This is a genomic window from Thermosynechococcus sp. NK55a, assembly GCF_000505665.1.
GTDB lineage: Bacteria > Cyanobacteriota > Cyanobacteriia > Thermosynechococcales > Thermosynechococcaceae > Thermosynechococcus.
In genome coordinates this window covers 175,830-189,304 of record NC_023033.1, presented here as the reverse complement: position 1 = coordinate 189,304, position 13,475 = coordinate 175,830, and the positions used below count along the sequence as shown (strand labels likewise).

Genomic DNA, 13,475 nt, shown 5'->3' with positions numbered 1-13,475 from the left:
TTTCTAAGGAGTTGGCCATGAATGCCCCAACCTTGAACAGTTACCCACCCGTTCAAAGCCTTGCCGATCTGGAAGGGCTGATTGAGCGCGTCCAACGGGCGCAGAGTCAGTACGCCCAATTTACCCAAGAGCAAGTGGATCACATTTTCCACCAAGCAGCCATGGCGGCCAACCAAGCACGGATTCCCCTGGCCAAACAAGCCGTAGCCGAAACTGGCATGGGGGTTGTCGAAGATAAAGTCATTAAAAATCACTTTGCTTCGGAATACATCTACAACAAGTACAAAAATGAAAAAACCTGCGGCGTCATTGAGGATGATCCCATTTTCGGTATCCAAAAAATTGCCGAACCGGTGGGGATCATTGCTGGTGTGGTGCCGGTCACGAACCCCACTTCAACGACCATCTTTAAGGCACTGATTGCCCTGAAAACTCGCAATGGCATTATCTTTTCGCCCCACCCCCGCGCAAAGGGCTGTACGGTTGCAGCAGCCAAGGTCGTCTTGGATGCAGCGGTCGCCGCCGGCGCGCCCCCCGATATTATTGGCTGGATTGATGAGCCGACGATTGAACTCTCTCAAGCCCTGATGCAGCACCCGCAGATCAAGCTGATTTTGGCCACGGGGGGGTCGGGCATGGTCAAGGCAGCCTATTCCTCTGGCCATCCGGCGATCGGGGTCGGGGCGGGGAATACCCCCGTGCTCATTGATGCCACAGCCGATATTCCCACGGCGGTGAGTTCGATTCTCCTCAGTAAGGCCTTTGACAATGGCATGATCTGTGCCTCGGAGCAGGCAGTGATTGTTGTTGATGAGATTTATGACGCGGTCAAAGCTGAGTTTCAACGGCGAGGTGCCTACATTCTCTCCCCTGAGGAACGGCAGCAGGTGGCCCAACTACTCCTGAAGGATGGTCGCCTCAATGCCGCCATTGTTGGTCAATCGGCAGCCACCATTGCAGCAATGGCCAATATCCAAGTGCCGCCACAGACGCGGGTACTCATCGGCGAAGTGAGTGAAGTGGGGCCGCAGGAGCCGTTTTCCTATGAGAAACTCTGTCCGGTATTGGCCTTATATCGGGCACCCCAGTTCCATAAAGGGGTGGAGATTGCGGCCCAGTTGGTGAATTTTGGGGGCAAGGGGCATACCTCTGTGCTCTATACCGATCCCCGCAATCAAGATGATATTGCCTATTTCAAATATCGCCTGCAAACGGCGCGGGTTCTAATTAACACCCCTTCTTCCCAGGGGGCAATTGGAGATCTCTACAACTTCAAGTTAGATCCGTCGCTGACCCTTGGTTGTGGCACCTGGGGCGGCAACGTCACATCGGAAAATGTTGGTCCCCGTCACTTGCTGAATATTAAAACGGTGAGCGATCGCCGGGAAAATATGCTTTGGTTCCGGGTGCCACCCAAAATCTACTTCAAACCCGGCTGTTTGCCCATTGCCCTGCGTGAGCTGGCAGGGAAAAAACGCGCCTTCCTGGTGACTGATCAACCCCTCTTTGACTTGGGCATCACTGAACCGATTGTGCACACCCTCGCAGAACTGGACATCAAGTACGACATCTTCCATGAGGTGGAGCCCGATCCAACCCTCAGTACCGTCAAGCGCGGCCTAGAGTTGCTGCGGCAATATCAACCCGATGTAATTATTGCCGTGGGGGGTGGCTCACCTATGGATGCGGCCAAGGTGATGTGGCTGTTGTACGAACACCCAACGGTGGAGTTTGACGGCCTGGCCATGCGCTTCATGGATATTCGCAAGCGGGTGTATCAATTGCCTCCCTTGGGCCAAAAGGCAATCCTAGTGGCAATTCCCACCACCTCGGGAACGGGTTCAGAAGTGACGCCCTTTGCCGTGGTTACCGACGATCGCGTGGGGATTAAATACCCCTTGGCGGACTATGCCCTTACCCCAACGATGGCAATTGTGGATCCCGACTTGGTGCTGCACATGCCCAAGAAACTGACGGCCTATGGTGGCATTGATGCGCTGACCCATGCCTTGGAGGCCTATGTGTCGGTGCTCTCGACGGAGTTTACGGAGGGACTGGCTCTAGAGGCCATCAAACTGCTCTTTACCTACCTACCCCGTGCCTATCGCTGGGGCGCTGCCGATCCAGAGGCGCGGGAAAAAGTCCACTACGCTGCTACGATCGCCGGCATGGCCTTTGCTAATGCCTTCTTGGGGGTTTGCCACTCGATGGCCCACAAACTGGGCTCCACCTTCCATGTGCCCCACGGCCTGGCGAATGCACTCATGATTTCCCATGTGATTCGCTACAATGCCACCGATGCTCCCCTGAAACAAGCTATCTTCCCGCAGTACAAGTATCCCCAAGCCAAGGAGCGCTATGCCCAAATTGCCGACTTCCTTGAATTGGGCGGCACGACTCCAGAGGAAAAAGTGGAGCGCCTCATTGCGGCAATTGAGAATTTGAAGGCCCAGTTAGAGATTCCCGCCACGATTAAGGAGGCTCTCAACAGTGAGGATCAAGCTTTCTATGAGCGGGTGGAGAGCATGGCCGAACTGGCCTTTGACGATCAGTGCACGGGAGCCAATCCCCGCTATCCGCTGATCCAAGACCTCAAGGAGTTGTATATCCTTGCCTATATGGGGTGTCGGCGGGATGCGGCAGCCTACCATCCGGAGGAAGCACCTGCGAGTTGATGTGGCGTTATATTCCCCCTTTTGCAGCGCCGGGGAAGGTACAAATGGCGGTGGATTGCTGGCTCTGGCAGGGGAGCGATCGCCCCTGTCTGCGGTTTTACACCTGGTCACCGCCAGCCATTTCCCTTGGCTACCGTCAACGGCAAATTCCGCAGCAGTGGCAACACCAGCACTGGCAAGGGCAACCTGTAGAGCTGGTGCGGCGACCCACCGGTGGGCGAGCTGTTTTACATCAAGGGGACCTCACCTACAGTTTGGTGGTGTGGGGGTTAGGGCAACGGCGGCAGCAGGTCTATGCCGATTTGTGTCAATTTCTGAAGGTGGGATTTGAGCGCCTAGGGTGGCCACTGCAGTTGGGACAGGAACGCTATCGCGCCAACGCTCCCATCAATTGCTTTGCACGGGCAACTGTGGCCGATTTAGTTTTACCGACTGGCGAGAAGGTCATTGGCAGTGCCCAAGCCTGGCGGGGCGATCGCGTCCTTCAGCACGGTTCGATTGTCCTTACCCCTGACCCCAATCTATGGCAGCAGGTCTTTGGCAGTGTTCCCCATCGGCAGTCCCTTCCCCCTTTGCCGGTGGTGCAAAGGGCTCTCTTGGACGCCTTTGAGGCGCAGTGGCAGGTGAGCCTGACCCCAGAACCCTTGAGCGATCGCGAGTGGCAAGACATTAACAGAATTTTGAACTCAGCCTGGGGCTGCCCCGCCTAGGCTATGATTGGCTTATTGTCTTGAGTATTGCCATGGTTCGCTGGCTGAGTGCACTTGTTTTAGCCTTTACGCTTTTGATCACGGGTTGTGCCTCCACCTCCCCCTCGCCCTACGAGCAGGTGCAACAGCAGAGCACCCAGCGCAATGCCCCAGCGGCAGTAAGTCGCCAAGCCACCCAAGGCAGTGAATTTAATCGCTTCTTTCCGCCGGAAGGGAATGGCTTTGAGCGCATCTTTGTCCAAGAGAAAAAGGGCTTTGCCGAGGCTAAGCTGAAAAAAGATGGCAAAGAGTTGGCGATGCTAGCCATCGCCGATACCATTAGCACCCCTGAGGCGGCAGCCAAGTTCCAAAACACCACGATGCAGATTGCCGGCTATCCAGCCGTAGAGGTGGGGACAACGCAAACGGCAATTCTGGTGGCTAACCGCTATCAGGTGAAGGTGCTCTCCCGCGATCCCAGTTTTACCGCCAGCGATCGCAAGGAATGGATTGAAAAATTTGATCTGGCTGGTTTAGCCCAACTTGCCCCCTAAGGAGACAACCGTGAGCGAACCTATCTACAAAATCGTTGATCAACTCCCCACCGGGGGTCTTACTGTTATGGCTCTCAAGTCCTTGGATTTCATCATCCCGGGGCAGTGGCAAAATATCGTTGGTTTTGATAACACGATCCGCCATGTGACGGGGGAAACGGATCCTGCCCTGATCCGCCAAATTGGCGATCGCGCCGTGCAGCTCTTTAATGACAAATCCCAAGGCTATCAGCGGGCACTGTGGCTCTATCAAACCGTGGACAATACCGATGCCCTCCTAGGGGCGGCTGCCCTTGCCAACAAAGTGGGTGAGAAAATTTCATTCTTCGGTTTCCTAGACAAAATCACCCCCAAGCCAGAGCGGGCGCAGTCCCTTGACCTCAGCCTTAAGCTGATTGTAGAAATTCTCGCCTTTTGTCAAATCAATGGCATTCCCGGTGATAGCCTCGGTGACTTCCTGCGGGCCCTTGCCGACTACAGTGGTGAATCCCTCATGCGGATGGCCGCCCTCATCTGCTTTGATGGTCTGATTCCCCTAGGGCCTGACTTTCTCCTCAAATGCTTGGGCACACTGCAAAGCTTGCAACCCAACGACTTGCAGGAAAACCCCACCTTCAAAGCCATTAGTGCTGTGGTGCCGGGGGGCAATCCCAGCGGTCAATTGGGCTTTATTATTCAGAGCTTTAATGCTGTGCAGGGGTGGATGAGCCAATTTGTGAGCAGCCACGAGTTAACGCCGCAAAAGGTGATCAATCGTCTGCAAAGCTTTATTGAACTCTCGAAAGATAACCTCGACTACTTGGGTGCTTTTTTAGACATGAGCACCAACTACTACTACCACACTGGGGTGCAAACCTTGGCGCGGCGCCTGATTGAGCGAGCAGTTGCCGAGATCTAACCTTAGGACATTTCCAGCATGCGTTGGATGGGCTTGAGGGCAGCAAGGCGCACGTCCTCGGGCAGCTGAATTTGGGGCTGGCGATCGCGCATACACAAATAGAGCTTTTCTAGGGTGTTCAGACGCATAAAGGGGCACTCGTTACAATTGCAGGTCTGATCCTGAGGCGGCGCAGGAATAAAGGTTTTCTGAGGGTTGCGCCGCTGCATCTGGTGGAGAATCCCCGGCTCGGTGACAACAATAAACGTGTCGCAAGCTTCTGTTTGGGTGTAGTTAAGCAGGGCGGTTGTTGAACCAATGAAATTGGCATGGCGGAGCACCGCCTCTTCGCATTCGGGGTGGGCAATGACCTGAGCGGTGGGGTAGGCAGCCTTGAGTTCGAGGATACGTCGCTCTGAGAAGGTTTCATGGACAATACAACTGCCCTCCCAAAGCACCATTTGCCGACCCGTTTGCGCCATCACGTAGCGGCCAAGGTTGCGATCGGGGGCAAAAATCAAGGGTTGATCCGCCGGCAACTGCTGGACAATTTTCACTGCGTTGGAACTGGTGCAGATGATGTCACTGAGGGCCTTAATTTCGGCAGAGCAGTTGATGTAGGAAATCACCAAATGGTCAGGATACTGCGCCTTAAAAGCAGCAAAGGCGTCTGCAGGGCAACTGTCTGCTAAAGAACAGCCCGCCGCCAAATCGGGCAGCAGCACCAACTTATCGGGGTTGAGGATCTTGGCGGTTTCGGCCATGAAATGCACCCCCGCAAAGACAATGACATCGGCATTGGTACTGGCCGCCTGCCGTGACAGCCCCAAGGAATCACCAATATAATCGGCCACATCTTGAATGGCCGGGTCTTGGTAGTAGTGCGCCAGAATGACTGCATTCAGTTCCCGCTTCCGGTCTTGGATAGCGGCAACCAGATCAAGGGGGAGGGGGGGTGGGGGGCAGCAAGGGTGGCAAACACAGCGTGTCCGTTTCCTCATCAATTGATTGGCCTCAGTGTTCCTCTATTATAGTGATTTTTACCAAAATTGGTATCACTGGCAACCACCTGTTGGACGAGGGCACGGGCACCGTAGCTGACGCCGGCAGTGCCTTCCCCTGGATGTACAGAATCTCCCACTAACCACAGGTGGGGAATTGGGGTGCGGCTTGCCAAGCCAAAGGGGCCAAAGGTGCTCAGGCGTTGACTAATGCCACCGACAATGCCATCTATCCGTGCCGTGTAGCGCCAGAAGGTGCGGGGAGTGGCGGCTTCGCAGTGGACAATGTGCTCGGGCCGCAGATCAAAGAATTCCCCGAGGCGTTCCAGAGCCGTTTGGGTATATTGTGCCTTGGTGGCGGCGTAATCTAAGTGGGGCTGCCGCCAGAAATTCGGTTCGGTAAAACTAGAAGCAATCAGGGTGCGATAGCCGTCGGGAGCACGGCCATCCTGGGGCTGACTCACAGAAACAAAGAGGGAGTTGTTTTCGCCAATTGGCCCCTGAGGATCGTAGAGAAATTGCAGGTGCGGTGGACACGCTTCCGGAATGGCGGACTCCTTCACTCCCAGGTAGAGGACGAAGGCACCGGCGGCCGGCGGCAGCCTTTTTAAGCGGCGGGCATAGCCAGGGGGAAGGGCATCGCCAAGGAGCTGGGGCAGGTTTTGGGCAGGGACATTGGCCACAATGTGATCGGCGGCAACGCGCTCCAAGGTTTTTGTTTTAGGTTTTCCACCTGTACGGCGACGGCACGCCCTCCCTCGACTTCAATGTAATGCACCCGATGACGGGTGTAGATTTGGCCGCGATCTCGCCGCAGGGCATTGGCTAGCAAATCACTGAGCACCTGCATACTGCCGTGGAGATGGTAAAGACCGTGGGGCTCCTGGGCAAGGCAGAGAGCGGTGGCACCATAGAGCAATGCCGTTTCACTGGCATCCACTTGGGAGTAGAGCTTGAGCTGGAGATCTAGAAATTGCCGCAGCCGGCGATCGCTCCCCAGACCACAGAGATTCAGCCAATCGGTTACCGTCATCAGACTAAAGGGCACCGTGAGGAGGGTGTCGGGACGCAGGGCTTGCACCAGTTTCCACAGATCAAAGCCATTGCGGGGGGGCAAAATTGGCTGCCGCTGCTGAAATCGCCAACTAATGGCAAATAGTTGTTCAAGGCCTTGCCAAAATCGCTCACTGCCCAGAAAGTGGCGTTGACGTTCTAGTCGCCAGCGATCGCGATCGCGCCAAACATTAATGGGCGTTGTTTCCTGCGGCAGATACACCGCACAGGCGGGGTCACAGGGGGTTGCTGCTGGCAGAGGCATCTCTAATTCAGCCAAAATCTGGGCATGGATCCCCCCCGGCTCTAGACCCGCCACTTGGGTGGCACCCACATCAAAGGTAAAGCCGCGTCGCTGAAAGGTTGAAGCACAGCCCCCTAATTGGGCGGCCTGTTCAAATAGTTGGACGCGGTAGCCCCGTCGTGCCAACAAGGCTGCTGTCGTCAGACCACCAATGCCGCCGCCAATGACGACCACGTGCTTTGCCATTGTTATTCCTAAGTCAGTGAGCATTACTTAGCACTTTAGCCACGGGCAGCCAGGGCTGACAAGGCAAAAGGCGATCACCTAGCGCCGCCGCAACTGCAGCTGCTCATAGACCTGCCGCAAAGACACCCGATGATAGGCCAAGGCAACAAGGGTGTGGTAAAACAAGTCTGCTACCTCGCTGGCGATCGCCTCTGGATCATCGTCTTTGCAGGCCATGACCACTTCTGCGGTTTCTTCCCCCAGCTTCTTGAGAATTTTGTTATCCCCGGCAGTGAATAGGCTAGACGTGTAGGACTGCAACTGCGGGAAATCCCGCCGCTGGCAAACAATGCTATATACCTGTGAGAGGGTATCGGCGGGAGGGGGCTCAATGTATTCTCCCTTGGCTCCATGGCGGTGAAAACAACTACGCTCGCCTGTGTGGCAGGCAATGTGCCCCACCTGTTCTACAGTGAGCAATAGAGCATCACTATCGCAGTCATAGCGGATACTTTTTACCCACTGCACATGGCCAGAGGTTTCCCCCTTTGGCCACAATTCTTGGCGCGATCGACTCCAAAACCACGTGCGACCCGTCTCAAGGGTTTTCTGTAGCGATTCCCGATTCATCCATGCCAGCATCAAGACGGTTCCGTCCAAATAGTCTTGGACAATAGCTGGCACTAAGCCCCGTTCATCGTAGCGAATCTCGTCCAGGGGGAGGCTAAGGGCAGTGGCGGGCATCAATCGTTGGCAGTTCTCCAGAGGGTGACCCGGAGATCACGCCTATCGCAAGCATCCCGTATTGCTGCTTCCTTCCGGACCTGACAAGGTTTAGGCGTTGCGATCGCATGATTCCGAGCCAACTTGTATCATAGCATACGTCATCCAACCCCATAAATTGCCCTATTAGGAATTTTTATCCCTAGTTTCTTAAAGAAAGTTTATATTAAAAGGGTAACAGCGTAAGATTTGGTAATGCCTATGACCCTTGCTGCACTCATGGTGACGCAGGCTGAGACTCTCCGTGGTCTCTTTCGGACGTTGACGGCAACCAGTTGTCCCTATCGCTATAACTTTCATCTCCACACCATCTGCTCCGATGGACAACTGACACCGCAGCAAGTGGCGCAACAGGCAATGATCCACGGTCTCAAGGGCTTTGCCATTACCGATCACCATGCTTTAGAGGGCTATTTTCAGGCTCGGACATACGTCGAAGCCTATCCAGGGACGGATCGTCCCAAAGTTTACACCGGTATTGAAATTACCGCCCAACTGCTTGACACGGAAGTGCACATCCTGGGCTATGGCTTTGACCCCCATGCCCCAATCCTGCATCGCTATGCCATGGGCAGCGCCCCCGAAGGAGAATGGGCCCAGGCGGAACGGGTGATTGCGGTTCTCCATGAGGCGGGTGGCTTGGCGATTTTGGCGCACCCGGCACGCTATCGGCTGCCTGCGGAACAACTGATTCCTGCTGCGGTGACACGGGGAATTGATGGTGTGGAGACCTACTATTGCTACAGCAACCCCGATCCCTGGGAATCCACGCCAGAAACAACGGCCTTGGTGCATGCCTTGGCGGCAGAGCATCAACTCCTAGAGACCTGTGGCACCGATACCCATGGCCAAAGCATTCTGGTGCGGCGATGACAGGAACTGAACTTCTGATCACCGTGGGGGCGATCGTCATCAGCTGGTTTGTGCTCCGCTGGCTCATCACTGTGCTCAAGGTCACTCTCGGTACGGCGATTAAAATTGCCCTGGTTGTCTTCCTATTGCAAATCTTTTTTGGTATCGGTCCCGATCGCCTAGGGGAGCAGCTACAGCTTCTATGGTCACAAGTTACTCGTTATCTGCCCAGACCTGCTTTGCCATCCTCCCAATAGGAATGACCTGCAGCTGCTGATTCTGGGGGGCGATCGCGAGCCTTTTTGTGATTGCAGTCAGAATCCAGCCGTCCCTATGAAAGTGATCCTTCAATTACCAAGAAGAGAAATCTTGGCATTCTAGGCAGCCAGCCACGCCTCCCACATCAACACATTCCACAAATGGTATGCCCAGTTCCGCCGACCCAAAAGATGCTCCTGCCACTTTTGCCGCACTAGCTCTGGATTGAGAAAAGCTTTGCGCTTGAGGCGCGCTTCCGACAGCAGATCCTCCGCCCACTCCCGCAGCGGGCCGCGCAGCCATTGATCCAGCGGCACGCCGAACCCCATCTTAGGTCGCTCGATCAATTCCTTGGGCACGTATTGGTAGAGCACCTGGCGCAGCAGCCACTTGGACTGCCCCTCCCTAATCTTGAAGTGATAGGGCAGCCGCCAAGTAAATTCCACCACGCGGTGATCCAGGAGCGGCACGCGGGTTTCCAGGCTCACCCCCATCGCCGCGCGATCCACCTTGACCAGAATGTCATCCGGCAGATAGCTGAGCTGATCGAGGAACATCATCACTTCCTCGAAGGGCCGCTGGCCCTGGGCCAGGCTCGCCGGCCACGCATCGCGGCGGGAAAGAATCGTCTCGGGCTCCGTGCAACCGATGACCAACTCCTCCGCCGGATGCTGCCAGTGGGAGACCAGATAGCAATACACCGCCTCCAGGGAATCGAGCGCCAGCAACTCGGCGAGCTTGTGCATCTTGTCGCCGGCGAGCTTTACCCTAAGCCGGCGCGGCAGCAGCGGGCCCAGCAACCGAAACACGCGATTCCACGCGGCGGGTGAGGGCCCGGTCAAAGCTGCCGCCAACGCCCGGCGCAGCGGCATGGGTACCACACCCAGCCGCTTCCACAGCGCGCGCGTCCAGAAATAGCGGGTGTACCCCCCAAAGAGTTCGTCGCCGCCATCGCCCGAGAGGCTCACCGTCACCTGCCGGCGCGCGAGCCCAGCTACCAGAAAGGTAGGAATCTGGGACGAATCGGCGAAGGGCTCGTCGTAGAGCGCGGGCAGCCGGGGAATGACCGCCATCGCGTCGTCCGGTGTCACATAGAGATCGGTATGCGCCGTGCCCAGATGCCGCGCCACGGCCTTGGCGTGCTCGGCCTCATTGTAGTCGCCCTCGTGAAAACCGATGGTGAAGGTCTGCACCGGCCGCGCAGATTGCGCCTGCATCAGCGCCACCACGGTGGAAGAATCCACCCCGCCCGACAAAAACGCCCCCAGGGGCACATCGGCCACCATTTGCCCAGCGATGGCTTGCCTGAGCAGGCGTTCGAGTTCCCGGGCGGCCTCCGCTTCCGTACACGCAAGCGGCTCTCTCAACCCCGCCTCTGCCACCTCGCGCACCGACCAATAGGCTTTGATCTCCCCTTTCCCGGCAGGAGAGGCGCCGGGGCTGAGGGACTGCTCCCCAAACTGCACAAAGCAACCCGGGGGCAGCTTCCAAATGTTTTCGTAGATGCTCCACGGTGCGGGTATGTAGTCGTACCGCATGAAAAGCGCTAGCGCCTGGCGCTCGATAGCATTGTCAAACCCTGGATATGCCCGCAATGCCTTGAGCTCGGAGCCAAATACTAGTGTGCCGTGCACCCAGCCATAGTAGAGCGGTTTTTCACCCATGCGATCGCGCGCCAGTGTGAGCATACGCCTTTTCCGATCCCAGAGGGCGATGGCGAACATCCCCACGACGCGCTCGAGGGTCTTTTCAATACCCCAAGCTTCAAATGCCGCGAGCAATGTCTCCGTATCGGAATGGCCGCGCCATGGGGGAACCATCCCGGTAGGGTTGACTTTGGTAAGCTTTTCGCGCAACTCGAGATAGTTGTAGATCTCGCCGTTGAAGACGATCACGTACCGTCCAGAGGCCGACACCATGGGCTGGTGGCCAGCAGGAGATAGATCGAGGATAGCGAGCCGACGGTGACCCAGTGCAATGCCCACTTCTGCATCTACCCATACTCCCGCATCATCCGGCCCGCGGTGGATGAGAGTGTCGGCCATGCGTTGCACAGTGGCGCGAGCATCATCACCAGGGCAACCGCCAAACTGCCAGAAACCAGTTAAACCGCACATAGCTCAGCTCTGCACCAATTGTTTATAGAGTCTATAGACGTAGTCATTGCATCCCGAACCGACAATATCCGAAAACCTTCCCTAGCGTGCGAAAATCGGAACTGGTGTAAAGTTAGCCCGATCATTCGGGCAGACACTTCATCGGGCCTGATGGACTCATAGGGCCAGCCACCCAGTCAATCATGGACGTCGTGGTAGTAATTCATTGCGCGATTACCACGATAGGGGGTCACATAGTCTGCAAACCGCCGGCCAGTTAACCGAAGGCCAAGGCGCAAAAGGGTCACATACACCCATCGCATCCGAGCCTGAGCCGCAGGAGAAGCCTGCGCGTACCAGTACAATTGTTTTCCCAACTGTTTTCCCAACGCCAGAACAGCTCCATCCAGATGCGCCGATAAAGTGCCAACACAAGGAGACCCTCGGGTGTCACCATCCGCGCGGCACAAGCCAAAGCGCAGTCGAGCTCGCCGGTGTGGTGCAGTCCCCCAGGAATAAACCACATCGAAAGTTCCCCATTTGGTGGGTGCGAGCTTGAAGATACTTTCTTGCTTGATGCGGTAAGCGCCGCCGGACACGAAATGAGAAAGCACAGCATGGGTGGTTGCCACCGAATCGGCGTTGCTGTTCACCGCCACCACCTCCCGCGCCCCAAGTCGAAGGGCCGCGAGATTGTGCAGATCTGAACCACCTCCGATATTGAGAAAGCGCTTGCCATCAAGCCCCTCTCCACCCAGAAGCTACAAAAGCCCCGCTTCCGTCTCACGCACTTCAACCTCTGTGATCTTCCAGCCAGTTGCGCCCGAAGGCAAGGTGAGCCTCCGCTTGGATTAGTTTTTTGGGGGTCATTGGTCTCATTTCCTGTAAAGAGTTCCCTCAATAAGTTGTTCCGCGAGCAAATGCTCGCGGTCAGTCAGTTGTGCTCATTATAGCTATTCCAATAAATAATGAGACATTACGCAGCACAATAATTGCGAATTGCCTCATCAATAGAACCGTTGCAGCCTGCATCCATCCGCGCTCGCTGCAGCGCAGGTCAAGACCCGGGACATGACCTACCTTTGAAACAACAACTCTGGTCGCTCCATTGGCCATGTTCAGAGTTTCTCGATGGGTGTCATGTGGTCCCAAGCGCGTTGGGGAATTCGGTGATTGTGCGTCCAAAGGTAGCCTGTGAGCGTCTCTTGCAGATCAGCGGCGGAGACAAACGCTCAGCGCCCAGAATCTCGGCAATGCGACCGTTGAGGCGCTCGACGATGCCATTGGTTGGCGGGTGGCGAGGTTGGATGAGCCGATACTCAATTCTCTTGTTCGCACAGAGCTGATCGAACAGATGGCGTCCGGTGGGTTGGCGATCGCCCGTGGTGCAGAAGCGATCGGTGAACTCCTTGCCGGTATCTGTAAGAAGAGTATGTACCACAAAGGGGGTGTTGGCAAGCACGTGCGCAAAAAAGTGCGTGGCAGATTCAGCGTTCTTATCCTCGTGGATTGCCAGATAGAGCCAACGCGTTGCCCAGTCAATTGCGACGCAGAGGTCAGGGCGCCTCTCCTCTTCAGACATTGCGGCAGGTACTTGAGTCGATGTGAATGAACCCTGGCTCGTCGTCTTTGAACTGCCGCGTGGTCGTTTTGTCCCCCCTTCTGCGCTTGCCGGCTTCTTTTGCAGTGCGCGCAGGTTCGAGACCCTGTGGCAGCGCAGACAGGGATCTAGGGGATCTAGCGCCGAGCAGCTAAGGTTGGAGTTGAGGAAGGTTCAGGCAAGAACCAGCAGGTCATCAAGGGGCAGCCAAAGGAACTTACGCACCTCAACGATCACGAGCTCTTGCGCTGCAGTAAGCATAGTGTTCAAGCGATGAGGGCGGGTGCGCTTGTCTGCGACACTCCCGCGCTTTCGTCATTTCGCGACCGTATGGCGGTGGATACCGTAGCGTCTGGCAAGCTCGCGGTGACTTACCGAAGCTGGCGCTTGTTGGGCCTCACGGCGAATCCGAGGTGTGGTTCGGGCATTAGCGTGAATCCGAGGCATGGCTACGCTCCTTCCTTGGATGCTTTCTGGCCTGGTAACAAGCGTTCGAAGAGCCGGTATGCTTCGAGGGGTTGAGCACGACTTCTGGGAATCTTCTGGGAATATAATATGCGGGGCCGAA

10 protein-coding genes, 1 other RNA gene and 2 pseudogenes are annotated in these 13,475 nt (G+C 56.2%); 6 read left to right on the top strand and 7 right to left on the bottom strand.

The genetic code is table 11. The annotated features are described in order from the left end of the window. Positions 1-17 precede the first annotated feature (17 nt). The 4 genes from adhE to NK55_RS00910 are packed head-to-tail and all read left to right on the top strand — an operon-like array spanning position 18 to position 4,816. A complete protein-coding gene (adhE, locus tag NK55_RS00925; protein ID WP_024123985.1) occupies positions 18-2,675 on the top strand; it encodes a bifunctional acetaldehyde-CoA/alcohol dehydrogenase in 2,658 nt (885 codons plus the stop codon). Then, the gene (locus tag NK55_RS00920) at positions 2,675-3,385 is read left to right on the top strand and encodes a lipoate--protein ligase family protein (protein WP_024123984.1); all 711 of its coding nucleotides are present in this window, start codon (positions 2,675-2,677) and stop codon (positions 3,383-3,385) included. The genes adhE and NK55_RS00920 overlap by 1 nt, the downstream gene beginning before the upstream one ends. A gap of 32 nt (positions 3,386-3,417) precedes the next feature. After that, positions 3,418-3,918 (top strand): hypothetical protein, encoded by a 501-nt coding sequence (locus tag NK55_RS00915; RefSeq protein ID WP_200865506.1) that lies wholly within the window; start codon positions 3,418-3,420, stop codon positions 3,916-3,918. A gap of 10 nt (positions 3,919-3,928) precedes the next feature. Beyond that, positions 3,929-4,816 carry a hypothetical protein gene (locus NK55_RS00910; RefSeq protein WP_024123982.1) on the top strand — a complete coding sequence of 296 codons (888 nt, stop codon included), beginning with the start codon at positions 3,929-3,931 and terminating at the stop codon, positions 4,814-4,816. 2 nt (positions 4,817-4,818) lie between these two features. Here NK55_RS00910 and nadA read toward each other — a convergent pair whose 3' ends face one another. From nadA to ffs, 4 genes and pseudogenes are all read right to left on the bottom strand, one after another. Beyond that, positions 4,819-5,796: a quinolinate synthase NadA gene (gene nadA, locus NK55_RS00905; RefSeq protein WP_024123981.1), complete on the bottom strand. Its 978-nt coding sequence runs from the start codon at positions 5,794-5,796 to the stop codon at positions 4,819-4,821. Beyond that, positions 5,796-7,339 (bottom strand): annotated as a pseudogene (gene crtD, locus NK55_RS00900) (C-3',4' desaturase CrtD). Before crtD ends, nadA begins: the two are co-directional and overlap by 1 nt. Positions 7,340-7,417: 78 nt before the next feature. Continuing rightward, positions 7,418-8,062: a bifunctional phosphoribosyl-AMP cyclohydrolase/phosphoribosyl-ATP diphosphatase HisIE gene (gene hisIE, locus NK55_RS00895; RefSeq protein WP_024123980.1), complete on the bottom strand. Its 645-nt coding sequence runs from the start codon at positions 8,060-8,062 to the stop codon at positions 7,418-7,420. 23 nt (positions 8,063-8,085) lie between these two features. Further along, an RNA gene (gene ffs / locus NK55_RS12610) (signal recognition particle sRNA small type) lies at positions 8,086-8,182 on the bottom strand. Between the two features lie 120 nt (positions 8,183-8,302). On the opposite strand from ffs, the gene NK55_RS00890 reads away from it, so the two are divergent. Beyond that, the gene (locus tag NK55_RS00890) at positions 8,303-8,974 is read left to right on the top strand and encodes a PHP domain-containing protein (RefSeq protein WP_024123979.1); all 672 of its coding nucleotides are present in this window, start codon (positions 8,303-8,305) and stop codon (positions 8,972-8,974) included. Beyond that, the gene (locus tag NK55_RS00885; protein ID WP_024123978.1) at positions 8,971-9,210 is read left to right on the top strand and encodes a hypothetical protein; all 240 of its coding nucleotides are present in this window, start codon (positions 8,971-8,973) and stop codon (positions 9,208-9,210) included. Before NK55_RS00890 ends, NK55_RS00885 begins: the two co-directional genes overlap by 4 nt. A 120-nt stretch (positions 9,211-9,330) precedes the next feature. Here the strand turns inward: NK55_RS00885 and asnB are convergent, their stop codons facing one another. The 3 genes and pseudogenes from asnB to NK55_RS12825 form a co-directional block, all read right to left on the bottom strand. Then, a complete protein-coding gene (asnB, locus tag NK55_RS00880; RefSeq protein WP_024123977.1) occupies positions 9,331-11,328 on the bottom strand; it encodes an asparagine synthase (glutamine-hydrolyzing) in 1,998 nt (665 codons plus the stop codon). 176 nt (positions 11,329-11,504) lie between these two features. Continuing rightward, positions 11,505-11,969, bottom strand: coding sequence for a hypothetical protein (locus tag NK55_RS12990; RefSeq protein WP_157869611.1), 465 nt, complete (start codon positions 11,967-11,969; stop codon positions 11,505-11,507). Between the two features lie 268 nt (positions 11,970-12,237). Next, positions 12,238-13,354, bottom strand: a pseudogene (locus NK55_RS12825) (DDE-type integrase/transposase/recombinase). Positions 13,355-13,475: the final 121 nt, after the last annotated feature.